Raw genomic sequence first — 24747 nt, forward strand, 5'->3', positions numbered from 1 at the left:
GCTTGTACCACTTCCGAGCCCGGGCGGAGGACTTGGGACGTCGGGTACGTCCGGGGCTGTACGAAGGACCGGTCCTTCCGGGCTTTCACGCCCCGCCGCGAAGGTGCGGAGCCAGGAGCGCCGCGACGGCCCCTGTCCCCAAGGACAGGTCCGAGGAGGACAGCACCAGCCGCTGCCGCCGGCCGCCGTCCAGCGACGAGCCCTCCAGGAGGGACGTAAGGCCCCGGGGGCCACGGTCCAGGTCGAGGACCAGCTCCAGCGCGTCCTCCTGGGGGAAGGGCAGGAGAGCGAGCGAGCGAGGCGGGCCGCTCCACTCCGGGCCGGCGTGGAACTCCAGCTCCTGCACGAAGGGCTCGTCGCGACCCAACGGGGACCCAGCCTCACAGTACGAGTTGCGCCACTGGAAGCCCAGCTGTCGCACGGCCTCAATCACGGTCTGGAGGGACGGGTGGGGCAGGACGTGGACGCGGTCGCTGTCCTCGGGGTTGAGGGCGTTGTCGATGTCGAGCGCCGTCTTGATCCACACGGGCGTGCCGCGCTCGGTGATGGGCGCGTGGGCGGGGATGCGCAGGGAGAAGGGGATCTCACGCTCCTCGCGGGGCTGGAGGGTGAAGGGGTTGGCGACGCGCCAGGTGCGCACGACGGCGTTGAGCGCGCTGAGGCGGTCGTTGTCGCGCTGGAGGTACTGCGCCATCAGGTGCAGGTCGATGCGGTCGATGCGCTGGGGCGTGTGTCCGCCCTGGACATGGACGAGTCCACGCAGGTCGCCGCCCGCGCGCACGGTGTCGTGTTCCAGGCGGGTGTCCACCCGCGCGCTGCCAATCCCGAGGCGGGCGAGCATCTTCATGAAGGGCATGGGGAACGGCATAGGCCGGATGGACGCCGCGCGAAAGCCTGTCCGTCCGCCTGCCCATCATGCGGCCCCTGCACCGGAGGGACGGGCGCGGCTTGCGGGGTGGCCTGGCGCGTCACCAGCGTAGGGCTTCACCACGGGAGAGGTGCATCATGGCGCAGGAGACATCCAGGCGGGTGCGGTACGCGGTGGTGGGAGCGGGCAACCTCGCGCAGGTGGCCATCCTCCCGGCGTTCCAGCACGCGGAGGAGAACTCCGAGCTGGTGGCCATCATCTCCTCCGACAAGGCGAAGCGGGTCACGCTCCAGGAGAAGTACGGCGTGGAGCACGTGGGGGGCTACGAGAACTTCGAGCAGGTGTTGCGCGACTCGAAGGCGGACGCGGTCTACCTCGTGTTGCCCAACACCCTGCACCGGGCCTTCACGGAGCGTGCGGCGCGCATTGGCGTGCACGTCCTCTGCGAGAAGCCGATGGCGACGTCGGTGGAGGACTGCGAGGCGATGATCCGCGCCACGAACGAGAACGACGTGAAGCTGATGGTCGCGTACCGGCTGCACTTCGAGGAGGCGAACCTCCGCGCCATCGAGCTGATGCGCTCAGGGCGGCTGGGGAATCCGCTGGTGTTCACGGGGACGCTGACGCAGCAGGTGCGAGAAGGGGACATCCGCACACGAGTGGACGTGGGAGGCGGGGCGCTGCTGGACGAAGGGCCGTACCCCATCAACGCCGCGCGCTACCTTTTCCGCGACGAGCCGCGCGAGGTGTTCGCGTTCACGGGAGGAGGCAGGGATGGGCGCTTCCACGGCGTGGATGCATCCGCGTTCGCGCTGATGCGGTTCCCGAACGGACGGGTGGCCCAGTTCGCCATCAGCCACGAGGCCTCGGCGGTGTCGAGCTACCGGTTGGTGGGGACGGAAGGGGACCTGCTGGTGAAGCACGGCTTTGGCTACGGCACGGACATCCAGCACGAGCTCACTGTGGGCGGAGAGACGGAGACGCGGACGTTCAAGAACAGCGACCAGTTCGCGCCGGAGCTCGTCTACTTCTCGAAGTGCGTCCTGGAGGACCGGGATCCGGAGCCCAATGGCATTGAAGGCCTGGCGGACGTGCGCATCATCGTCGCGTTGCAGGAGTCGGCGCGCACGGGGAAGCCGGTGAAGCTGGCCCCGTTCGAAAAGCCGAAGCGGCCCACGCTGGAGCAGCTCATCGTCAAGCCGCCGGTGGAGCCGCCGGAACCGGTGAACGCCCCAGCTCCGGCGGAGGGATAGGGCGCAGGGGTTGAGGGCTGTGTCCATCGGTGGTCTGGTGGACGCATGGACGACCTTCAGGAGTTCGCGCGTCAGGTGTTCGCGGCGCAGCCCTTCAGCCAGTTCATCGGAGCGCAGCTCGCCAGCGCCGGGCCTGGGACCGCGGAGCTGCGGCTCCCCATCGTGGACCACCTGAAGCAGCAGCACGGCTTCGTCCACGGGGGCGTGCTCAGCTACCTCGCGGACAACGCCATCACGTTCGCCGGTGGCCTGGCGCTGGGCGGCAACGCGCTGACCTCCGAGTACAAGATCAACTACCTGAAGCCCGCCGTGGGCTCGCTGCTCATCGCGCGGGCCCACGCGAAGGCCGCCGGCAAGCGGCAGGCTGTGTGTCAGTGTGAAGTCTTCGCGGTGAAGGATGGCGCGGAGACGCTGTGCGCCCTGGCACAGGGCACGGTGGTCTCCGCGGCCTGAAGGCGCATCAGAACTTGAACAGGTCCTTGATGCCCTTGCCGACGTCCTTGGCCTTGTCGGCGACCTTGTCCGTGACGTCCTTGGCCTTGTCGGCGACCTTGTCCGTGACGTCCTTGGCCGTGTCGCCGACCTTGTCCGTGACGTTCTTCGCCGTGTCGCCAACCTTGTCCGTGACGTTCTTGACGGCCTCGCTGGCCTTGCCGTTGGTGAGGTTGTCGACCGTGCCCTTCAGCTTGTTGAAGTCGATGGTGTACGAGGTGCCGACGCCGACGCCCACACCGAGCGCCGCCTTGGCCTTGCCGCCGATGGTGAGCTTGCCGTCCTCGAAGGCCACCTTCGCGTCCACCGCGGCGCCCACGCCAGCGATGGCGCTGCCCGTCACGGAGCCCTGCACGGGGCCGAACTCGCCGCGAGCCGTGGCGCTCGCCTCGGCGCCCACCAGCGCGCCCGCGCCGACCTCGGCGCCCATGTCGCCGTTCTTGGGGTTCAGGTCGATCTTGGCCTTCGCGTCCGCGTTGGCGCCCACCAGCGCCTCGCCGTGCACGCCGCCGTAGACCTTGCCCTCCACCTTGTCGAGCCCGATGTCCTTCAGGTCCTTGCCGAAGCCCGCGTCACCGCGGAGGCTGGCGATGTTGGCCTCGGCGCCCGCGCGGCCGCCGATCTCCCACGGCATCACGCGGTAGGACGCATCGCCCTGGACCTCGGCGGCGCTCGCCTCGATCTGCGCGCCGGTGCCGTCCTTGGAGAAGCCCGTGCCGGTCTTGAACTCCGCCGCGTCCTTCTGCCACGACACGTACTTGCCGCTCTCGTTGCCCGCCACCTGGCCGGGGCCCGTGTTGCCCTGCGTGACCTGGCGCCCGTCCTTCTTGTCCGCGCTGGCCTGGGCCTTATCGCCCTTGCGCGAGTCCATGAAGATGTCCTGGCCCCACTCCTTGCTGAACTTCGTGTCCGGCTGGTTCTTGTCGATGAAGCCGGGCTTCTTCTCGGTGGCCGCGGACGGGCCAGCAACGGCGGGGGAGTTCGAGGCGGGCGTGGACGCGGGGCGGTTGGAGACGCGCATGGGAGACCTCGGGGGGCGGCGAAGGAGGGGAGAGTCGGGGATTTGGAAGAGGGACCGGAGTGCTGCGTCCGGTCCGTGATGACCAATCCCTAGAGCACGGCCCGTGCCAGCCCTCCGGCGAGGCCGTCTTCCCTCTGAAGCGCATGTTTCGAGAGGTGTCTGGGCGGCTCGAAACTGGTGAGGCGGATCATCAGTGCTGGTGACTCGTGTCACCAGGAGGCCCATCCCGCGTTTCATGACGCCGCGTCACAGGTGCCGTGACGACCCAGGCGTTTTTCGCGAGGGCCCCGTTCCGCATATTGCCAACCGTTCCGGGGCGCACCGCTCCGGCCTTCACGAGGACGGCAAGACCATGGCGACGAAGATCGGGATCATCGGCAAGGGGAACGTGGGCGGCGCGCTGCAGCGGGGCCTGGCTCGCGCGGGGCACGAGGTGCGGGCCGTGGGCAAGGACCCCGCGGCCGTGCGTCAGACGGCGGCGTGGGCGGAGGTGGTGTTCCTGGCGGTGCCCTTCGGCGCGCTGGACGACACGCTCCGCGCGCTGGGCGACGCTGTGAACGGCAAGGTCGTGGTGGACGTGACGAACGCGCTGACCGCCGATATGCAGCTGGCGCTCGGTTTCACCACGAGCGGCGCGGAGGAGCTGCGGAAGAAGGCGCCCCAGGCGCGCGTGGTGAAGGCCTTCAACACGGTCTTCGCGCAGCACATGGACCAGGGACAGGTGAAGGGCGAGAAGCTCAGCCTGCTCGTGGCCTCGGATGACGCTGGCGGCAGGGAGCGTGTGCTGGGCCTGGGGCGTGACCTGGGCTTCGACCCGGTGGACGCGGGACCGCTGCGCAACTCCCGGTGGCTGGAGTCGCTGGGCTACCTCAACATCCTGCTCGGCTACGTGCAGAGGCTGGGGCCGGACATCGGGTTCCGGCTGGTGCGCTGAGTCAGCGGCGCTTGCGTCCCGTGGCCAGCGGGGCCCTGGAGGCGAAGAGCTCCGCCACGAAGTCCAGGAACACGCGCACCTTGGGCACGGCGGACTTGTGCCGTTCGAAGAGGGCGAAGACGGTGCGTGGCTCGGGCTCCAGGTCTTCGAGGATGAGCTCGAGCTTGCCCCGGGAGAGGTGTTCGGCGACGTGGTACTCGTAGGTCTGGATGATGCCGAGCCCGCCCAGCGCGGCGTGCGTGAGCACGTTGCCAGAGCCGGCCATGAACCTGCCCCGGGCGGCGAAGGTGACCTCGCCCCCAGGCCCCTTCAGCCGCCACGGAAGGGGGCCTGTGTTCGACAGGTACGCGATGCAGGTGTGTTCCCGCAGCGATGCGAGCGTCCGGGGCCTGCCATGCGCGGTGAGATAGGCAGGGGATGCGACCAGGATGGAGCGCGCGCGGGCGAGCTTCCGTGAGACCAGGTCGGAGTCACGCGTCGGCGCGAGGCGGAGGACCACGTCGACGCCCTCGGCGGTGGGGTCGATGATCCGGTCGCGGACCGTGAGGTCGATGGACACGTCCGGGTAGCGTTCCAGGAACCGGGGCAACGCGGGCCCGACGACGTAGTCCGCGAGCGGGATGGGGACATCGACGCGCAGGCGGCCTCGCGGCGTGACGCTCGTCCGCGCCAGGGTGGCGTTGACCGCTTCGAGCTCCGCGAGCATGCGAGTGCAGTGCTCGTGGTACACGGCCCCTTCATCCGTGAGGCTGAGGCTGCGGGTGGTCCTGTTCAGGAGCCGGACACCCAGCCGGCCTTCGAGTCGCGAGATGATCCGGCTCACGCCCGAAGGCGTCAGCCCCAGGTTCTCGGCGGCCCGAGTGAAGCCGCCCAGGTCGACGGCCTTGATGAAGACTTCGATCTCCGAGATGGAGTTCATGTTGCCGCCAGCTCACAGCCATTCATGACCAGGCGTCAATGGATTGCGCCCATGCAGGCGAGCCCCCCGGCCTCAGGTGGGGCGCGCCCACAGTTCGCGGAGGTCCGTCGGCAGCTCGCCAGCGATGTCGTCGCTTTCCCCCTCGGAGATCTGCGCCTGGATGGCGCTGAAGACCGCGCGGACGATGGGTTCTGCGTTCTCGGCCTCCACGCCCAGGTCCGTGGAGACCATCGCCAGCATTTCCGCCCGGCCGAACTTATGAGGCGGCGGCCCGGCTTCGTGGCGGTCGCACCGCACCAGGAGCTCGCGCAGCTTGTGGGGCAGCTGGGCCTCCATGTCGTTGTCCTCCTCGCCGAAGAGGCGCTGCTCCAGCACGCACAGCACGGAGAAGGCGGCTTGCTGGGCAGCCTGCTCGTCCTGGAACTGGCCTACGTCGCGCAGGTACTTGAGGAAGGCCTTGTAGGTCTGCGACGTGCGGGACTCGTGGCGCATGCGGCGGCGCTCATCGAGCGGGATGTCCGTGCTGCGGTGCGTGGGGCTCCCTGCCTGCTGCCCGGTGCCGGGGATGTCTTGCGCTGCCATGTCTGATTCCTCGTTCCTCGGAGTGGGGTCCGACCCCAAAGCTGGAGCGCTCGCGAATCCAGAGGAAGGCACGCGCCGCCCTGCGAGCCGCCCGCTTCCCGTGGGCGGGGGCTGACGGGAAGCGCTTGCTCCCACCACCCGTCATCGCCCTTGCATTGGTGCAAGCGCATCCGAATCTCTCCAGTGAGGTGCCGTCATGCGTGAAAGACTTCAACCCAGGGGAGAGGCCCTTCGAGGCGCAGCCCGCAGGATCGCGGCGCGGAGGGCCGAGGAACCGGACACGCCCATGATCCAGATCATCACGGAGGCAGCCCGCCACTACGACCTCTCGCCAAGCGAGGAGCAGATGCTGCTGTCGGATCTGCTGCCCGGGAGTGCGGAGGCGCCCCAGCCCTGACGCAGCACGGCGGATGTCTGTCATTGAATGGAGGTTCGTGAGTCGGACGCGACCACGATGGGCGGTAAGCGATTCAGGCCTGACTCAGGAAGGGAAGCGAGTCTGGCGAGAATTTTCCTCGCAATCCATTGCATGAATTTCAAGCGCTGGCTGTCTGGACAAGGCTCCCGGGAATCGTCTATCTGATTCTGGGGAAGCGATTCCCCTTCCTTGGGGGCTGTCCATGAAAAGCTTGACGGTGGTGGCTGCGTTCGCGGTGTCGGCGCTGGGCATGGGTTCCGCGCACGCGGCGACGCTGACGTTCACGGTGCAGAACAAGATCACGACCAGCGCGATCACCAATTCCTACTTCAACGGCTGTGCCGCGGTCATCCCGGCCCTGAGCTCGGTGGCGGCCAGCTCGACGTCCGGGGTGTACCAGACAGACTGTGGCACCAACTCCGCCGTCGTCTTCGAGTACACGAGCGGCAGCAAGACCTGTCGCTTCAACATGAGCAGCATCTGGACCCCGCCCAATCCGATCCTGGGGACGTCCGGCTACTGGACGCCCGCGGGGAGCGCCACGTCCAAGGGCAGCACCACCGCCACGTGCAAGACGACGCTGGTCGGGCTGGGCTCGAGCGGCAGCTACACCTGGGCCCTGTCGATGCAGTGATGCGCGGGCGTTGACCTGGGAGCCGTCCTGCCTGTGCGGCGGGGCGGCTCCTTGTCTTTGCGGGGGAGGGCTGGAAAGCGCGTGAGGCCCTGGAGTAGATGAGCGCCCATGAACCTGATTCGACTGTCGGTTGTGGGCGTGGGCGTGGGCGTGGCGTTCCTGGTTGCAGGCTGTGGGGGCCGCCGGAGCAACTCCAAGGTGGACTTCTCCCAGATGGGGCCATCCATCAATTCCAAGCGCTATGCGAACCTGGAGAAGATCGCCGCCAAGGATCTCAAGTGCCAGGAAGAGCTGACGCCGCAGTACCTGGGTGAGAACCAGTACCGGATGATCGGCTGCAACACCGAGGGCGTCTACGAACTGCGCTGTATCATGGGGCAGTGCTCCTGGATTCCGGACGTGAGGCTCCGCGCCGAGTTCGACCTGAGCTGCGGGAAGGCGGAGCTCCAGGCTTCCAAGCTGGACCGCGTCACCACGGGCGTCGTGGGCTGCGGGAAGCGCGCGACGTACCGGCTGCGTAAGGCGGGCTATAGCTATTCGTGGATCCTGAACTCGCCCGTGACCCAGGATGAGGTCCCTGCTTCGGTGCCTGTTCAGGCTCCGGCGCCCGCGGACGAAGTGCCGGTGCCGACCGAGCTTTGACGTGTACGGATGTGAATGCCCCAGGACGCGCCCGCTTGAGACATGTCTCATTTCCTGAGAAATGTATTATGAGTACAAATGTCGTGTTTCTTACGGTCTCGTCGGAAATAATTCACGAGACCCATGAAACTCTACGGACAGATAGAAACCTCGGAGCCTGGCAGCCTGGAAGCATGCACGGTGCTGCTGGGCCAGTCGCCCAACACGCCCCTCTTCACCGCTGAGCTCACGAGCCCGCAGGGTGGGTTCTTCTTCCAGAAGATCACCGCCTCCGCGCTTCCCTTTCCCCTTTCGCTCTATGTCCTCCGCTCGGGGGTTTCCGTCGTGGAGCACACCTTCGCCGACAAGGCCGCGCTGAACGCGGTGCTGGTCGCGGAGAGCAAGCCCGCCGCGGCGGACCGGCGGGTCATCCTCCAGCTGCCGGCGCTCGCTCCCGCGGTGAAGGTGGCCCCGCGCACGTCGGTCACGACGATGGAGGCCGCGACCGCTTCCCGGCTTGAGCAGAAGGCCCCTCTGTCGCCCCTCACACCTACCGCGACAGCGCCGAAACTGGAGGAGGTGGAGTTCATCTCCGTCCTGGGCGCGGTGGAGAGCTCCGCCGGCTCCGTCTCGGGGTACACCCTGGAGATCTCCTGTCCGGACACCATCGCTGGAGACAGCGAAGTCACCCCCATCCACCAGGAGTTCCTGCTCGGGCCCACGGGCGCCTTCCAGTTGACGCTCGCCATCACCGGCCGCATCTCCAGCAGCCCTCTCACCTTCGTGGTGCGCACCCCCAACGGCCTGCCCACCCGGCTCGTCTCTCCGACGCACCTCACCGTGAGCCAGGCCGCGAAGATGGCGGTGGTGAAGGTGCAGGTGGAGCCGTTCTCGCCCAACGTCCTCGTGCCGAGCTCCAGCGCGCCCACCACCCGTGTCCTCAAGGGGCGCCTGGTGGACCCCACGGGCAGGGCGCTGACGCGGCAGCAGATCCTCTTCCAGGCACTGCGAGGTGACGGGACGAGCCCCCCGCTCAAGGTGTCCCTCGCCGCGGTCACCACGCACAGCAGCGGCAACTTCTCCGTGGTGGTCCCCAACGAGCCGTTCCTCGGGGCCCACGCGGTGGTCTCCTCCCGTCCCGACGAGGAGCTCCCCATCGTGCTCAACGCGGATGGGACCTTCCCCGCGTTCACGCTGCTGGTCGTCGCGACAGGGAGCACGACCGAGGCCGCCAGCGGTGAAGACGACTGCGCCTGCAATGACCCGACCCCGCGCCTGCCGGGCACGGAGGAGCTCGTCGCCAACGAGTCCAGCTACTCGCAGGATATCGGCGGCTCCTGCGTCAACTTCACGGTCCCCAACCGGTCGCTGGAGGAGTTCAGCCACTACGCCATCGTCCGCACCACGGACCCGCGCGGCCAGCTCGTCCCCATCCGCGAAGCCCCCGCCTGGGAGTGGAATGGCGACACCTCCGACCCGGCTGGCTACGCCCGTCATCTCCACCGCACCTTGCGGCAGACGCTGGGGAGCAAGAACCCCCTGCGCTGGGACGACGACGCCACCGACTATGAGTTGTATCAAGCCGTGTCGCTGGCGCACGGCCACGTGCTCCACTTCAAGCAGACCTTCAAGGCGGACGGCTATTCGATGGGGGACCTGCTCTACTCCCTGCCGCTGGCCCCCGGGCAGAAGAAGCAGCTCGTCATCTATGACTGGAACCGGGAGGACGGGGCCTCGCGCGATGAGGCCACGGTGGCCGAAGAGGGCCTGACCCACAACCTGTCGAGAGACCGCGACATCGACGAAATCCTCAGTGGGACCGTCCAGGAGTCCATGCGGGGTGGCAGCTCGGCCAAGACGCGCGGCTTCTCCTTCGGCCTGGGGGGCGCTGGCAGCGGCAGCAAGAACGGCGTGGCCGTGGGGTTGTCCACCGGCTTCAGCATCTCCGGCGGTTCAGGGACGTCCTCCGCGTGGCAGGACAACACCCGCGACATGACGTCCAGCCTCCACAACCGGCTGCGTGACGCCACCATGCAGGCGACGTCCTCCGTGCGCAGCCAGCGCTCCACCGTCGTCACCAGCGCGAAGCAGGGCGAATCGCTCTCCGTGCAGACCGAAGTGGTGGCCAACCACAACCACTGCCACGCGTTGACCATCCAGTACTTCGAAATCCTCCGGCACTTCGTCATCGAGCAGCAGGTGGTGGACGTCCAGGAGTGCCTCTTCGTCCCCTTGATGATGAGCCTCTTCACGGACGCGAAGATCCTCCGCTGGCGGGAGTGCCTGTCCGAGCACCTGCTCTACTCCCTGGAGACGACCCGGGGGCAGGAGCTGCGCCGGGGCTTCGACGCGCTGGATCGCATTGCGCGGAACTACCAGGGCACGGACTTCCCCCGCCGCGTGGAGTCCTCCGGCGCGGTGACCTTCCTGCCCTACAGTGAGGAGTCCATCGAGGAGTTCTCGGGTGAGCTCCAGCTCCGCCTGACGCTGAGCAGGCCGGCGGATCAAGCGGATGGGTCGATTGACGCCGCCGCCTGGGCCACCCTGAGCCATGTCTTCCTGGGGCTGGACATCCGGGGCATCAGCAACCTGTTCGTCAAGCTCGCCATCGAGGAGCGCGAGCGCACCTTCCAGACGCAGCACGCCCCCGCGCTCGCCCGCAACTTCGTCGAGCAGCTTCGCTTCGAGGCCATCCTCGCGGACGGAACGACGGTGAAGGACCTGCGGCTGGACTGCACCCTGCTCACCGACTACGCCCCGGGCCGGCTGTTGACCGTCTCCGTGCGCTCCACGCGGACCACGGACATCAAGGCGCTCAAGGCAGGGGTGGCCCAGCAGCCCTTCACCGGCACCCCCGCGGACCTCAAGCGCAGCCAGATTGTCGGACTGCGGCTGAACTCTCCCAGCCTGAGTCTGTCGGGCAGCTTCGCCGTCGTCGACCGGGGCACGCTGCGCTACCGCACGCCCCACTTCAGCGGGACGCTGGTGAACAACCAGGCCATCCGCAACGACATCGGCTTCGCGGATCAGATCTACCTGCCCACGCCCATGAAGCCCGAGGAGCAGCGCAACCCCTGGCAGGAGGACCAGCGGCTAGCCCAGCAGCTCCGGGATCACCTCAACCAGGAGAACCTGGAGTACTACCACCACGCCATCTGGTGCCACGGCATCACGCCGCACCGCCGGTACATGATGCTGGACCGCATCCATCTGGCGCAGGACGAGTTCAACTCCATCTATGCGCAACGCGGGGTGCTGGGCCGCTCCCTGGCCTCGCTGGTGGAGAACCGGCTGCTGGGGGTCGCGGGCAACTCGCTCGTGTTCCCGGTGGCCCGTGGCCTCAACCTGGACCCCACCTACGAGATGGGCACCCCGGACCAGAGCGGCAGTGGGGCCATGGCCCATGCCTCGCTGCTGGAGCACTACCAGACGGAGGCCGAGCGCGAAGGGGGGCAGGGCGCGGTCTTCCGCCTGAGCGTGCCTACGCCCGGAGTCTTCGCGGAGGCCGTGCGCGGCGCCTGCAACGCGTGCGAGCGCATCGATGACACGCGCTTCTGGAGATGGGAGCAGTCGCCCTCGGACGAGCCCACCGCCATCAACCCGGTGAGCACGGACAGCCGCTACCAGACGCCGCAAAGCACCACGCCCACCACGCTCCCGCAGCCCATCGTCAACATCCAGAACGCACCGGCCGCGCCGGATCCCACGGGGGTGGGCTCGCTGCTGAACGCACTCACCCAGGTGAGCCCGTTCGCCAACCTGACGGGCCTGGACCAGAACCAGAAGAACGCCCTGTCGGCGATGACCTCCAACCAGGAGACCGCGCGGGCCTTCGGGGAGATGGCCACGAAGCTCGCGCTGTCAGCCCAGAGCAGCCGCAACTCCGCCGTCCTGAACGAGCAGATCGACAAGGCCTTCCCTGCCGCCAGATCCCCGGCGAAGAACCAGGAGTGGAAGGAGCGGTTGCTGAACGCGCAGCTCGGCGGCGATTCCCAGGCGTCGAGCTCGAAGGCGTCGCCGCTGGATCAGTTGGACCTAGGGCAGACCATCGACGCGGTCCGCGGTTCGCCTGGCATGGAGGTGGACGTGGGGCCGTCCAAGGTCGCGGTTCGCAACCGCTCGGGCACCCGGAGCGCCAGCTCCGCGGTCTCCACGCCGGTGGTCCCGGAAGAGCAGGAGCCGTCGCCCCCGACGGAGTGGCCTTTCATCGAGGGCTACTCGCAGATCACGGCGGCCTACCCGCGACTGACGCAGATCCTCGAAAGCTCCAGTGTCTTCCGTCGGTCCGTCATCGAGCCCTTCGCCAACCGCGGCGCCGCCGACTACGTCCCGTTGATCATCGAGGTCACTCCGACCGCCACGCGCGGCATCGATGGCCAGTGCATCATCGAGGTGCGGGACCCTGCCGACACGACGACGCCGGGCGGATCATGGATTCCGCTTCACCAGCTCACCCGGGACCTCGCCGGGTTCGACATGTCCCGCGACGTGCGGATCCGCGTCCATATCGCGATGAGGGGACAGGCCACCAAGCACCCGGGCGGCATCCTCTTGATCATCTCCCACGAGTGGGCGCTGCATGGGCTTAGCAACCGCGAGACGATTCTCCAGGCCCGGAGCGGGAACTGGACGCTGCAGGAGCTTCGCGACGGCTACATCGCCGATATGGTCAGCCATAAGGACCACCGGCAGATCGCCTCGAGCACCCATGCGACGTACGAAGCGGTGAACGATGAGCTGGAGCAGTTGCTTGCCGATATGGATCCTCCGGTCACGGTGAAGATCAAGCCGTCCTATGTTGGCGAGGGGACCCAACTGCTGCCGCTGCCCGCCCGAGTCGTCGCGGTCCAGGGCAGCAGGGTCGACGTATTGAACCGCCAGCACCACCTGTACACGGCCCACCAGATGTTCGCGTTCGAGCGCGACATGGAGAAGACCTACAAATACAATCCGGCACATCCCATGAGCTACCTGCGGTCGGCCACGCCGTCCGACGCCTTCCCGTGGGAGTACGTCGATTCCGACCAGAGCCGGGGGACGGGGACGCCGTAGTCCGCGGCAGCGCGGCCGGAGGAGTCGCTCAGTCCTTCCAGAGGCTCTTCCACGGATGCTTGCGCAGGTCCGTGGCCAGGGTCTTCAGTTCGTCGTAGAGGGCCGGGTCCTTGCGCAGTGCACCTCCGGTTCCCTGACCGGAGTCGAGCTGCCCGAGGATCCGGTCCGCCTTGGTGGCGATCTGCTCCAGCTGTCCCGCTGGAGCAACGCCAAGACTGTGGAGCGGAGGCAATCACCTGGTGGCGGGGCTCTTCCCGAAGGCGAAGTCATTCATGACGAATCGGCTGGTGGTATCCGTCCTTGTTCTTTCGCTGCTCGGCGCGTGCGCGAATCGACCTGGGCTCCGCCTTGACCTGGGGCAGGGGCGAACCATTGATTACGTGCCGCGCGCCTCCATGCGGTCGGTGGTAGTGGATGCGGACGCATTCGAAGAGGCGCTCTCCGCTTGGGTCCTTGAGCTCCCGCTTTCGCTTCGCACAGAGCGGCAACCCTGGTTGGTTCGTGCCGCCTATCCGGGCAGCACGCCTGACGCGAGATGGCGAAGCCTGATGCGCAAGAGCTTCGGAGGCATCTGTCGCGCGAGCCAGGAGATCGAGGGTTGCCTCTCGCTCCTTACCGATGTTTCAGCCTTGAGTGGGGCCGATAAGCTGGGCGTCGCCTTGGGCCTTTCGGTTGGCCCGCTGAAGTCGAGCATCGCCAAGGCAGTGGAAGACACCTTGGCGCCGCAGCTCTTCTACACCGTCATCGCGACAGGGCTCGTTACCTGGGCGGTGCTCGCGGCCAATCCGGAGCCTGTCTTCACCAAGGCAGCCGCGGTCATTTCCGCAATCCTCCTGATCTATCTGGGCGTGGAAACCTTCCTGACGGTGCTGGAGGCAAGTCGGGAACTGAAGCGAGCAACAGAGAAGGCGACCTCCGCCGGAGAGCTGGAGCAGGCGGGGCAGCACTTCGCGAATCGTGTCGGGACCGAGGTCGCGCGTGTGTTCGTCCTCGCGGTGACGGTCGTGGTGAGTCAGGGGATGACCGGAGGCGCAGCGTCATTGGCATCACGGCTATCGAGAATGCCCGGCTACCCCGAGGCATCGATGGTGGGCGCAACCCGAGTCGGGATCGAGCTGGCCAACGTAGGGCAGGTGAGTGCGGTGGCCATCGCAGGCGACAGCATCGTCGTCTCACTTCCCGCGACGGCGGTTGCGATGGTGGCCCGGAATGGAGCCAGCTGGAACAGCAATCCAGGCGGTCCCCGCTCCTGGAGGTCGTTCAGCGGCCTCAAACGAGCCCTTGGCCCGGCGGAAGACGGAAAGCAGTGGCACCACATCGTCGAGCAAACACCGGGCAACGTGAATCGATTCGGGCCGGAGGCTGTCCACAACACCGAGAACGTCATTCAGCTGGATCAAGGGCTGCATAAACGGCTGAGCGGGTTCTATTCATCGATTCAGCAAGAAATCACCGGATCGCGGACCTTGACGGTGAGACAGTGGTTGAGCACGCAGTCTTTCGAGGCTCAGCGCGATTTCGGTCTGCAGGCCATCGAGAAGATCCAGAATCGAATCTGGGGAGTCTGGAAGTGACGATGGAAAAGCTCGTGGAGGCGTTCGCCCTGCATTCGGCGGCCCAGAATGATGCGGTCCGTCAGGGGGATGCGAAGACCGCGAACAAACATGCCAAGAAAGTGAATGAGACGTTCGACAAGTTGTGTGCGCACGGGAACGCGGGTCGAGATGCGCTCGCGGCCCTGTTCATCCATCCGCGCATGGACGTCCGGGTCAAGGCGGCGGCCTTCCTCCTCCGTCATCGAACGGACGAAGCCAAGGCCGTCCTCAATGAGGCTGCTCAAGGGCAGGACCTCGTTTCTTTCGCCGCCTCCGAGGCGTTGAAGCGCTGGGCAGAAGGAACCTGGGCGCTGGACCCCGGGTAGGGACAGCTCAGTCCTGCCAGTGGATGTTCCACGGATGCTTGGGGAGGTCCGGGACTAGGTTCTTCAGCTCGTCGTAGAGGGTAGGGTCGTTGAGCTGCGCGCCGCCGACTCCCTGGCCGGCGTCGAACTGTCCGAGGGTTCGGTCCGCCTTGGTTACGACCTGTTCCAACTGGCCCTCTGAATCAGCACCAAGGCGGACTTCTCCCTGAGGGGGTCATCCATCAATTCCAAGCGCTATGAGAACCTGGAGGGGAACGCTGCCAGAAAACTCACGCGTAATGCAGAGCTGACACCACAGTGCCTGGGTGAGAAACAGCACTGGATGATTGGCTGCAACGCGGAGGGTGGCTACGCACTGCGCCGTGATTGACCGGTGCACCTGGACTCCAGGCGTGAGGATCCATCCTGGGTTTTGGCACTGATTTGTCGAATTGCTATTATTTGTTTGGATTGAAGCTGGACATTAGCTTCCAGTGAACCACGTCATCACTGCTATTGGTGGGTGGCAATGGGTGATACTCAAGTTTTAGTCGATCGGCCAGCCATGCAAGCTGGGGCGGACTTAGCAGGTATTTCCACAGACCCGCTGCGGTAGGAGGCCCCGGAGGGCGCAGAGCAAGACCTGGGATTGCTGAAATTTCTTCTCCGCTCGCGGCGTCGGTGATGGGGACATGGCGTTCCCCAAAATACTTAAATAAGCAGGAGTCATCAGAGGTGACGATCCCCCTGCTGACCCTGCCTGTGAAATTCATGATGTTTGTTAGTATTATTGCATGGATGTTTTGGCGACTAGGTGGAGCCTCCGGCAGTTGAAGTCGCTTTGCTTTTGATCTCAGTAGCGGCCACTCGTTCGTTAGGATCGCAAGGCGCCGCTCAAGTTGATCTTCTGCGTATTCAATTTCCTCAAGTGCACCATAATCATCTACTGGGCTTGTCGTTTGCTTGAGGCACTTAAGTTCAAAAATGAACAAGTGTTTCTGCCAATAGAGAAATAGATCGTATTCAACTTGTCGACCGTCTTTGGCAATAAACTGAATTCCATTTTCTACTGGCGACTGCGTTAGCTCCTCAAGTCTTGAGCAGATCATGCCTTCAAAGTGGGAGCCACGTGGGTCGAACGCGGATTTTGAACGCGAAGAAGCTAGGTGTTCAATGGTTCGAATGGGATGGGCGGAGGTAATAATGGACGGAACTAGGAGTAGTCTGTTGGAGTCAATGGAAATTAGCGGCTGGTCCCAGATCTCTAGATTCTTGCGCTGCGCGCTGAAGACCATCTCGTCCAATCGGGCTGCGCAGAAATTGACATCAATGCGAGTTGTCTTGCTGATTATTTCGGAGAGGCGATGTCTCGTTACGAGAAACACCAGGTTGTGTGGCTCTTTGTTCTTCTTGATGCTTCTTTGATTCTGAATGTGAAGAGCGAGCGCCAATTCTCTGAGTGCGTGTCTGACCTCTAGTTCCTTGCTGAAGTCTGAACTAATTAGCGGACTCAAAAATCGCCGTCGCGCGTATGACAATCTTGCGAGTTCGTGATGGTTGGACCCTACGAGTTCCCTTAGTGCGTCGATGTCCAGTCCAAGGTCCCATGTCTTACCTGGTCTCGGCGGGGTGAGGCTGCGGGCAATGCGATCGAGCAGTTTCGCCCTCTTGTGTGCTGTTGCCTTGGTGGTGAAATTGTCAGAAAATGTGATTTGCTGAAGATACATCCGCTCGCGATAGTTTCCGATTTCGCGCTGGATGAATTGGAGCTTATTGGTGGGTTCCCAAGTGAAGCCATGGTCGTCTTGGCGTGCCGATGTCCAATCTTCGTACTGAATTTGCCTCCAGAGATGATCGAAGCGGTGCCAAGCCAATGTGTAGGTTAGGAGTTTGCCGAAATCTGGGTCCTCATAGGGTGTTTGTGGAGTCAGTTTGTTGTCTTGCGTTTGTGTGTCTTCCTTGTGGAGCGTGATTCGAAGCACCAGTTCTGCTGCGTCTACGAGTGACTCATGGTTCAGTTGGAGGCTGACGCTTGCGGCGCCGTTTGAGCCAGGAAGTTCGACCGTGGGATTGGCCAGCATGAAGACTGGTTTAGTTGGCGTATTTTTCGCTGCCTTTGTTATGGCGTTTCTAGTAAAAATCGATTGTGACTCGATGTATGAAAATATCCTCCATAGCTTTGTGATCTTGTTTGATTTCCAGAAATCTAGCTTTTCGGATTCATGCGACACGGAGACTAGGGCCTGTACGATGCTCTTGTAGCCAAGTATGCTGCGATGCTCTTTGGCGCTAAGACCATTGGGTGATTCATAGATCGAAAGAACGTCGAGCGCCGAACTCGCATTTTTGGTGTTGATTGTTCCTAGTGCGAGAGTAAGAGAATTTAGCCAGCTTGCCGATGAGTTTCGCCTAATGGCGTCAATGGCAGCTGCGATGTCGTGCTTGTTGTTCTTCTTTATGGCTGCTTGGAGTGTTTTTGTTTCTTTGTTTTTGTGCATTTGTGTTTTGTGCTGTTCGACGTGCACAGTGTTGGTCCTGCTGTGAACTAGTTCTTGCGCGGGTTTGGGCTAGTCCTTCCAGAGGATCTTCCACGGATGCTTGCGCAGGTCCGTGACCAGGGTCTTCAGCTCGTCGTAGAGCGCCGGGTCCTTTAGCAGGGCGCCTCCGGTTCCCTCTCCGGAGTCGAGCTGTCCCAGGATCCGGTCCGCCTTGGTGGCGATCTGTTCCAGCTGACCCGCAGCCGCCGTGAAGCGCTGGAGGGCCAGCTTCACCTGCTGGCCGTCCTCCGGCGTCAGCGGGCCTGTCACCGCTGCCAGGCCGTCCAGCGTCGTTCCGGCGGACTTCGTCAGGCCGGGGAGGTCCTTTCGCATCAGGGCCGCCACGGCGGAGGCGTCGTCCAGGAGCCTTGCTCCCTTGCCTCCGGGCTGCATTGACTCCTTGGCCAGTTGCGCGAGCTGCCTCAGGTCCTTTGATGCCGCCGACAGCTCCGTGGCCAGGATCTTCACGTCGCCTTTGTTCTCCGTCAGGACCTCGTCCAGCGTCCTTGCCAACCGCGACACGTTGGCGGCCAGGCCCGTTACGGCCTCCGGGTCCTTCTCCAGCATGTCCGACAACAGCGTCACGAACTTGGACAGCTGTTCCGACAGCAGGTCCAGGCGCGGGGCATCCACGCCCCGGAGCGCTTCTTTCTCCGGCAGCGGCGCGTCCGCGTTGCCTGGGTTCAACTCCAGATAGGGCTCACCCAGCAGGCCCACCGTGCCCACCGTCACCCTGGCGTCCTTGCGCAGGGCGTCCCTCGCCGCGGGCTCCACTGATAGGTCCATGCGGACGGGGAGGGGGAGGCCCTTCGCGTCCCTTCGGTCCGCCAGGAGATGGATGGTGTCCACCTTGCCCACCTGGACGCCTCCCAGCTTCACCGGGGCTCCCTGCACCACGTTGCCCGTGTGCGCGAAGTCCACTTCCAGTTTCGCGCCTCGCCCTAGCGTCAGCTCTCCCATCAACCAGAGCAACACCAGCACTCCCACCAGCGCCGCGAGCACCAGCGCCCCGACCTTCAACTCCAGCCGTTGCTCATCCATCCGTCGCGCCCTCCATGAACGGCGCTGTCAGCGTTCGCAGCTCCGGGGCAGGGGACTCCAGGAAGCCCTCCGGGCTGCCCAGGTACGCGCTGCGCCCCTTCGCCACCACCAGCACCCGGTCCGCGATGCCTCTCAACTGCCGGTAGTCGTGCGACACCACCAACGCCCCAAGGCCCTGCTCCTTCAACGACGCCAACACCGCCTCCACCTGCATCGCCGCCCTCCGGTCCAACCCCGTCGTCGGCTCGTCCAACAACAGGTAGCGCGGCTTGAGCACCAGTGCCCTCGCGATGGCTGCCCGCTTCTTCGCCCCGGGCCCCAGCTCCGGCGGCAGCCGGTCTGCCCATTCCTTCAGGCCCACCTTCTCCAGCGCCGTCTCCACGGCTTCCTCCGGGGCGCGCGGATCCGCGAGGCGCACGTTCTCCCTCAGCGTCCTCCAGTCCAGCAGCGCGGGGCCCTGCACCAAGTACGGAGCCCTGCGGCGCAGGGGCACCAGAGTCCTCTCCGGCTGCGTGTCCACCCGCTCCCCGAACAGCGTCACCTTGCCGGCTTCGGGCTTCAGCAGGCCCACCGCCAGCCGGCACAGCACGCTCTTGCCGGAGCCGCTCGCTCCCGCGATGAACGTCAGCTCCCTCGTGGAGACCTGCGCGCTCAGGCCGTCCAGGACGCGGCGGCCCTGCTCGAAGGCGATCGCCACGTCATCAAAGAGCAGCGTGTCCGGACCGGTGTCATTCACAGGCGCACGAACTGGAACGCAAGCGACACCGTCAGGTCAATCAACAGACATCCCAGACTGGCTGCCACCACGCCTTCCGTCGTGGCCTCGCCCACCGCCTCCGCGCCGCCCCGGGCGTTCAACCCCGCCACCGCCGCCGCGAGCGGGATGTACAGCCCGCAGGCCACGACCTTCAGCCCTCCGACGAGCACGTCCCACCCATCCACGTACCTCGCGTCCATGAACGCCCGGCCGTCGATGTTCAACGCCACGCTCGCCACCAGCACCGCTGACGCCGTTGCCGCGATGGTCCCCAGCACGCTCAGGAGCGGCACTCCGACCAACCCCGCCACCACTCGGGGCGCCACGAGGTCCGCGTAGGGATCCCCCGCGGACATCTCCAGCGCCTCCACCTGTTCGTTCACGCTCATCGTGGCCAGCTCCGCGGAGTGGCTCGCGCCCGCTCGCGACGCCGTCAGCAGCGCCGACACCGCGGGGCCCAACTCGCGCACCAGCATCTCGAAGTAGGCCGGGCCCAGCACCGCCACGTTGCCGATCAGCTTCTTCGCCTGCGCGTTGGCGATCATCACCAGCACCGCGCCGAAGAAGGCCATGCCGGACATCACCAACAACACGCTGCGCCCGCCCAGCTCGTGCACCTGCGCCAGGGTTTCACGCCACGGGATTCCCTCCCGCGCGCCCGCCCGCACCGTGCGCGCCAGCATCACTCCCGGCGCCCCGAAGAAGGTCAGCACCCGCTTCATGCGAGCCACCTGGACAGCAGCGTCGTCAGCAGGAAGTCCAACAGGAAGATGGCCGCGCAGCCCAGCACCACCGCGCTCGCCGCGGCCTCTCCCACGGCGCGGGCTCCTCCCTTCGCCCGGAGCCCCACCGCCGTGGACACCAGCGAGATGGCCAGCCCGAACGCTCCCGTCTTCACCACGCCCCCGAGGATGTCGGACGGGCTCAGCATCTGCGCGAACGTCCCGAAGAACACCCGCACCGGCAGATCCAACGTGAGCTTCGCCGCCACCGCCTCGCAGAGGATGGACACCAGGAACGTGAACGTGCTCAGCCCCAGCATGCTCAGCTCCATGGCCACCACCCGGGGCGCCACCAGCAGCGCGAACGGATCCAGGCCAATACCTCGCAGGCCTTCAATCTGTCCGCCCACCTTCAGCGTGGCCAGCTCCGCCGCGTTCCTCGCGCCGATCCGCGCGGACATGATCAGCCCCAGCAACAGCGGGCCGAACTCCCACAGCACGCCGTAGCCCGCGGCCCATCCCAGGAAGGCCCTCGCCCCGAAGCGCTGGATGTAGAGCGACGCCTGCACCACCACGATGACGCCCGCCAGCGCCGCCGTCGCCAACGCCAGGGGCAGCGAGTCGTAGCCGAACTGCACCAGCCCTCGCGCCAGCTCGCGCCGCTCCAGCCTGCGCAGACCCCAGGCCGTGCGGCCCGCGACCAGGGCCAACGCTCCCACGCCGCCCACCGCCCGCATCGCCGAGCGTCCCAGCCAGGCCAGGGCGGTGGTGCTCACGGGTGCTGGGACCGCGGAGTCATGCGAGGGCCTCGTCCGGCGCGCTTTCGAGCTGCGGCGCCGGGGCCCCATCGTGCACCAGTCTGCCGCTTCGCAGGTACAACCAGCGGGGCAGGGGAAGATCCACCGGCGCTTCCGGCGCCGCCACCAACAGCGTTCCCTGGCCAGCGACCTCCAGGAGCACCCTCGCGACCTGACGCGCCGTGCCGGGATCCAGGCCCGCGAACGGATCATCCGCCAGCAGCACCGCCGGCCTCGCCGCGATCGCCCTCGCGAGCCCCGCGCGCTTCTTCATGCCGCCGGACAACCGCTCCGGCAGCGTGTCCGCCGCGTCCGCAAGCCCCACGGACTTCAGCACCGCGTCCGTCCGCTCGCGGGCCTCGTCTTCCGGCACGCGACGGCGGAGCAACGGCTGCATCACGTTCTGCCGCACCGTCAGCGAGTCGAAGAGCGCGTCCGTCTGGAACACGAAGCCGAACGACGCCTGCTGCGCACGCCGCTCCGGCGCCGAGAGCCTGGAGACGTCCTGTCCGTCCCACGTCACCCGTCCGGAAGAGGGGCGCAGGAGGCCCGCGAAGGCCTTCAGGAGCGTCGTCTTGCCCGACCCCGAACGTCCCAGCACCAGCGCCTGCGTGCCGGGCGGGACGTGGCAATCCGTGGGCTCCAGCACGGTGCGGGTGCCGTAGCGGAGGGTCAGGGCTTCGGCGCGCAGGTCCATGGTGGGGCGGTCAACGCGTCGTGACGAAGCTGGCCGCCGCGCCGCGGTCCCCCGAGGTGACGACCCCCGTGGGCGTCTTCCCGTCCAGGGAGCGCAGGGCCCGGGCTGGAGAATTCACGTCGGTGTAGACGACGCTCCACTCGTTGCCGTTGAAGAAGAGGACGGACCCTCCGGTGCCGCCCGCCTCGATGGTCGCCACGTAGACCGCGGTCTTTCCAAAGGCCACGACGTCCTGGAGGTCGCGGCTCGTGTAAGGCGAGGGCAGGGGCTTCATCGCGCTCCACACTCCGTCGGTCCGTTCGAAGGCCATTCCGTTGTCACCCACCGCGTAGGCGTAGTTTGCGTTGACGACGTGGACGCCTCGCAGTTCGCCCGTGAGTGTCGTGGAAATCGCCTCTTCTCTCCAGGTGGAACTCGCCGCGTCGAACCGGAACGCGACGGGCCTGGCGCTCCTGCTTCCCACGGCCAGGAGCGTGTCCGGGCGGCCCGCGGCGCTGACGGCGCGCAGGCTTGCGTCCAGCTGGTTCGCCTGCGTCTGTTCCGGAGCGGCGGGAGGCGTCCACCGGAAGCTCCTGCCACCCCCTGTGACTCCGTAGAGCGTCGGCGCTCCCGATGGATTCTCGATACCGATGAGGCCGTTCACGACCTGGGGGACGTTGTTGGTCTCCAGCGTGCACTCGTCCGCGTTCACGGTCACCCGCGCGAAGCGGCCGGAGTTGTTCTTGCCGCCCGCGAGGAACAACTCTCCGGAGGCCGCGACCCACGCGTCCTTCCAGTCACCGTCGCAGGTGACGTACCTGCCCCCGGTGAAATCCATCTGGGATCGGGCCAGCTTGCCGCCATCACCCGCGACCCAGATCGTCGTCGTTCCATCCGTCGCGGTCGCATTCCATTTCGTGCCGTCGGTCACCACGGGCGTCCGCCAGTCCAGGTTGCAAGCCAGGCCATTGTCGGGCCCACCGCTGCAATCGTTGTCGATCCGGTCGCAGACCTCCGCCAGGTCCGGTGAGCGGAAGCGGGAGCTCTCGTCACAGTCGGATGGCACCCTGCTCGCGTGCTCGGGAATCGGTCCGCACTTCCGGCCCGCCTCCGTGCCCGCCTTTCCGTCTCCATCCGTGTCCAGGTAGTAGGGAGCGGGGACGGCGGTGTTGGCGCAGACGCTGCCCCCATTCGTGCCGCCACAGGCCGTCACTCCCTCGCAGTCGAGCGTGTCACGGCACGTCCTGCCCACGTCGAACGACTCGTCGTTCACGCCATCGCAGTTGTCGTCCTTGCCATCGCACCGGAACTCCACCTGATCCGGGTGAACCAGAGGGTCGCGATCGTTGCAGTCGCCGGTGCGTGACGCGGTCAGCGCGGGCCCCTCGCATGCCACCACGCGGGGCGGCAGGAGCCCGTTGCCGTAACCATCGCCATCATCGTCCGCGTACCAGGGCTTGGGACCGCCCACGGTCTCGTCGCGGTCGTTGCAGTCCGTGCCGCCTTCGGACGAAACGACGTAGCCGTCGCCGTCGCCATCCGTGGCCGCCAGCAGCAGCTCCACCGGGGTGATGCCGTCCTTCGCGAGGCTCGCGGTGGCCTCCGCGATCGCCACCCGGGCGCCTTCGCAGGACTGCTCGTGTGCCTGGGCCAGGAGCTTCACGTCGTTGCTCCAGCCTGCCTGCCGGAACACCGCCACGGACAGCGTGCCCGGAGGCGCACCGGCGGACACGTTCACGTCCTTCGTGACGTGCCGGGACACCTCCGCCTGATCCGTGACGGTCAGCGTCACGCACCCCGGCCGAAATCCTTCGTAATGAACCTGCACCTTCAGGGCGGCGGACTTGAGCTCATCGCCCTTGGAGCACCCCGCGAGGGTGCTCGCGAGCACAGCGACCAGGAATAAACGCATGGGACACGCATTCTGGGGCGCGCCCACACCCGGAGTAGGGCGATGTCGCCACCCGTCGGCAATTCAACCCGAGAGCCTTCTTCCCCGCCCCTTAGTCCGCTGCGCGAGGCATCGTCCAGACACGCACCGCTCATCACCCCCCAGATGACGGCTTCCGTGTATAGGGGCCGCTGACCTTTCAACATTGGCCCGTTCCACCGCACGCCTTATGCCTACCGTCCGCCGTGCCCTCTTCGCCGCGCCACTGGGTGCCTGCCTCTGCGCGCTGGCCCCGGACGCCTTCGCCCAGACGCCTCCGGCCCCGTCTCCGGCGCCCGCCACCGAGGCTCCCGCCAGCGCCTTCCCCAAGCCGCCGATGCCGTCCGCCGATGCCGCGCCGCTGACGCTGGAGCGCGCCGTGGAGCTCGCCTCGCAGAAGAACGAGGCCGTGCTCGCCGCGGGGCAGTCGGCCGAGGCCGCCCAGGCCCGCGTCGCCCGCGCCCGCGCCTTCTTCCTGCCCACCATCACGGCCGCTGGCACCTACACGCGGCGCCTGCGTGAGTCCACGCGCGAGGTCGGTGGACAGACCGTCGTGCTCCAGAAGTACAACGCCCTGGGCGCGGTCTTCTCCGGCCGCATGGCCCTCTTCGACGCGCGCGGCTTCCCGCTCTACAAGGCCGCGAAGCTGGAGAGCGAGGCCTTCAAGCTGGACGCCGTGGAGACGCGCCGCCAGGTGTCCTTCAGCGCCGCCAACGCCTTCCTCGTCACCCTGGCCAACCAGCAGGTGTACCAGGCCGCCGAGCAGCGCCTGGCCTACGCGAAGCAGAGCCTGGCGGACGCACAGGCCCGCGCCAGCTCCGGGCTCGCCAGCACCAACGACGTCACCCGCGCGGAGCTGGAGCTGGCCACCGCTCATTCGAACCTCGCCGCCGCCCTGGGCACCGCGGAGACGAGCCGCCTGGAGCTGGGCTACCTGCTCGTGGAGCCCGTGCAGGGTGGGCTCGCGCCGCCGGAGCCGCTGCTCGCGGACGCCATCCAGCCCACGCCGTCCCTGGAGCTGCTCACGGAGGGGGCCACGGACCGGCGGCCGGACATCCTCTCCGCGCGCCTGCGCGTGCGCTCGCTGCGGGAGACCGCGAAGGAGCCCCTGGCTCGACTGCTGCCGTCCCTGGGCGCGAGCGCCCAGTACCGCCTCACCAACGAGGCGGGCCTCAACGGCAACGTCGGTGATGGCTTCCTCGCCCTGGACCTCACCTGGACCCTCTTCGACGGCGGCGCCCGCTACGCCGACCGCGACGAGCGCGTGGCCAACGCCAACGTCGCGGAGCTGAACACCCAGGCCGCGACGCGCCGCGTGCCGGTGGACATCGAGCAGGCTCGGGTCAATCTGGAGACGGCGCGGGCCGCGCTCGCGCAGAGCGAGCAGGCGGCGAAGGCGGCGCGCAAGAACGCCGCGGAAACAGGCATCCTCTACCGCCAGGGCCTGTCCACCGCGCTCACCCTGGCGGACGCGTCGCTCAGCCTCTTCGAGGCGGAGGTGGCGCTCGCGCAGAACCGCTATGGGCTGGGCGTGGCGCTGTTGGGCCTGCGGGCCGCTGTCGGACTGAATCCGCTGGGGAAGGAACCGTGAAG

General features: G+C 66.4%; 22 protein-coding genes. 9 read left to right on the forward strand and 13 right to left on the reverse strand.

What is annotated here, in order from left to right:
• Positions 1-85 precede the first annotated feature (85 nt).
• Positions 86-856, reverse strand: coding sequence for a sporulation protein (locus D7Y15_RS16850; RefSeq protein WP_158624537.1), 771 nt, complete (start codon positions 854-856; stop codon positions 86-88).
• Positions 857-1005: 149 nt separating this feature from the next.
• On the opposite strand from D7Y15_RS16850, the gene D7Y15_RS16855 reads away from it, so the two are divergent.
• Together D7Y15_RS16855 and D7Y15_RS16860 are read left to right on the forward strand one after the other, a co-directional pair.
• Positions 1006-2121 carry a Gfo/Idh/MocA family protein gene (locus D7Y15_RS16855; protein WP_121753223.1) on the forward strand — a complete coding sequence of 372 codons (1116 nt, stop codon included), beginning with the start codon at positions 1006-1008 and terminating at the stop codon, positions 2119-2121.
• Positions 2122-2166: 45 nt separating this feature from the next.
• On the forward strand, positions 2167-2574 hold the full coding sequence (locus D7Y15_RS16860; protein ID WP_121753224.1) for a PaaI family thioesterase: 408 nt from the start codon (positions 2167-2169) through the stop codon (positions 2572-2574).
• A gap of 7 nt (positions 2575-2581) precedes the next feature.
• Here D7Y15_RS16860 and D7Y15_RS16865 read toward each other — a convergent pair whose 3' ends face one another.
• On the reverse strand, positions 2582-3634 hold the full coding sequence (locus D7Y15_RS16865) for a hypothetical protein (protein ID WP_121753225.1): 1053 nt from the start codon (positions 3632-3634) through the stop codon (positions 2582-2584).
• 352 nt (positions 3635-3986) lie between these two features.
• Here D7Y15_RS16865 and D7Y15_RS16870 point away from each other — a divergent pair, with 352 nt between their 5' ends.
• Positions 3987-4568, forward strand: coding sequence for an NADPH-dependent F420 reductase (locus D7Y15_RS16870; protein WP_121753226.1), 582 nt, complete (start codon positions 3987-3989; stop codon positions 4566-4568).
• A 1-nt stretch (position 4569) separates the two neighbouring features.
• Here D7Y15_RS16870 and D7Y15_RS16875 read toward each other — a convergent pair whose 3' ends face one another.
• Entirely contained in the window at positions 4570-5487 is a 918-nt protein-coding gene (locus D7Y15_RS16875) for a LysR family transcriptional regulator (RefSeq protein WP_121753227.1), read from the reverse strand.
• A 72-nt stretch (positions 5488-5559) separates the two neighbouring features.
• Positions 5560-6069, reverse strand: coding sequence for a DUF2267 domain-containing protein (locus D7Y15_RS16880; RefSeq protein ID WP_120580189.1), 510 nt, complete (start codon positions 6067-6069; stop codon positions 5560-5562).
• A 620-nt stretch (positions 6070-6689) separates the two neighbouring features.
• On the opposite strand from D7Y15_RS16880, the gene D7Y15_RS16885 reads away from it, so the two are divergent.
• The 3 genes from D7Y15_RS16885 (at position 6690) to D7Y15_RS16895 (ending at position 12794) form a co-directional block, all read left to right on the forward strand.
• Positions 6690-7121: a hypothetical protein gene (locus tag D7Y15_RS16885; protein WP_121753228.1), complete on the forward strand. Its 432-nt coding sequence runs from the start codon at positions 6690-6692 to the stop codon at positions 7119-7121.
• A 108-nt stretch (positions 7122-7229) separates the two neighbouring features.
• The gene (locus D7Y15_RS16890; RefSeq protein WP_121753229.1) at positions 7230-7763 is read left to right on the forward strand and encodes a hypothetical protein; all 534 of its coding nucleotides are present in this window, start codon (positions 7230-7232) and stop codon (positions 7761-7763) included.
• Positions 7764-7886: 123 nt separating this feature from the next.
• Positions 7887-12794 (forward strand): hypothetical protein, encoded by a 4908-nt coding sequence (locus D7Y15_RS16895; protein WP_121753230.1) that lies wholly within the window; start codon positions 7887-7889, stop codon positions 12792-12794.
• A gap of 28 nt (positions 12795-12822) precedes the next feature.
• Here the strand turns inward: D7Y15_RS16895 and D7Y15_RS16900 are convergent, their stop codons facing one another.
• Positions 12823-13026, reverse strand: coding sequence for a hypothetical protein (locus tag D7Y15_RS16900; protein ID WP_199745934.1), 204 nt, complete (start codon positions 13024-13026; stop codon positions 12823-12825).
• 40 nt (positions 13027-13066) lie between these two features.
• Here D7Y15_RS16900 and D7Y15_RS16905 point away from each other — a divergent pair, with 40 nt between their 5' ends.
• Positions 13067-14368, forward strand: coding sequence for a hypothetical protein (locus D7Y15_RS16905; protein ID WP_121753252.1), 1302 nt, complete (start codon positions 13067-13069; stop codon positions 14366-14368).
• A 2-nt stretch (positions 14369-14370) separates the two neighbouring features.
• The gene (locus tag D7Y15_RS16910) at positions 14371-14715 is read left to right on the forward strand and encodes a DUF2019 domain-containing protein (protein WP_121753231.1); all 345 of its coding nucleotides are present in this window, start codon (positions 14371-14373) and stop codon (positions 14713-14715) included.
• A 7-nt stretch (positions 14716-14722) separates the two neighbouring features.
• Here the strand turns inward: D7Y15_RS16910 and D7Y15_RS44705 are convergent, their stop codons facing one another.
• The 8 genes from D7Y15_RS44705 to D7Y15_RS16940 form a co-directional block, all read right to left on the reverse strand.
• Positions 14723-14884 (reverse strand): hypothetical protein, encoded by a 162-nt coding sequence (locus D7Y15_RS44705; protein ID WP_158624536.1) that lies wholly within the window; start codon positions 14882-14884, stop codon positions 14723-14725.
• Positions 14885-15152: 268 nt separating this feature from the next.
• Positions 15153-17219 carry a hypothetical protein gene (locus D7Y15_RS44170; RefSeq protein ID WP_148712793.1) on the reverse strand — a complete coding sequence of 689 codons (2067 nt, stop codon included), beginning with the start codon at positions 17217-17219 and terminating at the stop codon, positions 15153-15155.
• A 42-nt stretch (positions 17220-17261) separates the two neighbouring features.
• Positions 17262-18272, reverse strand: a complete 1011-nt coding sequence (locus D7Y15_RS16915; RefSeq protein WP_121753232.1) for an MlaD family protein — start codon at positions 18270-18272, stop codon at positions 17262-17264.
• The gene (locus D7Y15_RS16920) at positions 18265-19008 is read right to left on the reverse strand and encodes an ATP-binding cassette domain-containing protein (protein ID WP_121753233.1); all 744 of its coding nucleotides are present in this window, start codon (positions 19006-19008) and stop codon (positions 18265-18267) included. Before D7Y15_RS16920 ends, D7Y15_RS16915 begins: the two co-directional genes overlap by 8 nt.
• Positions 19005-19751, reverse strand: a complete 747-nt coding sequence (locus D7Y15_RS16925) for an ABC transporter permease (protein WP_121753234.1) — start codon at positions 19749-19751, stop codon at positions 19005-19007. The genes D7Y15_RS16920 and D7Y15_RS16925 overlap by 4 nt, the downstream gene beginning before the upstream one ends.
• Complete coding sequence (locus D7Y15_RS16930) at positions 19748-20527, reverse strand: ABC transporter permease (protein ID WP_233604981.1); 780 nt, start codon at positions 20525-20527, stop codon at positions 19748-19750. The genes D7Y15_RS16925 and D7Y15_RS16930 overlap by 4 nt, the downstream gene beginning before the upstream one ends.
• A gap of 19 nt (positions 20528-20546) precedes the next feature.
• A complete protein-coding gene (locus tag D7Y15_RS16935) occupies positions 20547-21245 on the reverse strand; it encodes an ABC transporter ATP-binding protein (protein WP_121753235.1) in 699 nt (232 codons plus the stop codon).
• A 10-nt stretch (positions 21246-21255) separates the two neighbouring features.
• Positions 21256-23136 (reverse strand): putative metal-binding motif-containing protein, encoded by a 1881-nt coding sequence (locus D7Y15_RS16940; protein ID WP_121753236.1) that lies wholly within the window; start codon positions 23134-23136, stop codon positions 21256-21258.
• Positions 23137-23344: 208 nt separating this feature from the next.
• Between D7Y15_RS16940 and D7Y15_RS16945 the strand changes: the two genes are divergently transcribed.
• On the forward strand, positions 23345-24745 hold the full coding sequence (locus tag D7Y15_RS16945) for a TolC family protein (protein WP_121753237.1): 1401 nt from the start codon (positions 23345-23347) through the stop codon (positions 24743-24745).
• The last annotated feature ends 2 nt before the right edge of the window (positions 24746-24747 follow it).

Source organism: Corallococcus sp. AB030 (assembly GCF_003668965.1).
In the GTDB taxonomy this organism is placed as follows: domain Bacteria; phylum Myxococcota; class Myxococcia; order Myxococcales; family Myxococcaceae; genus Corallococcus; species Corallococcus exiguus.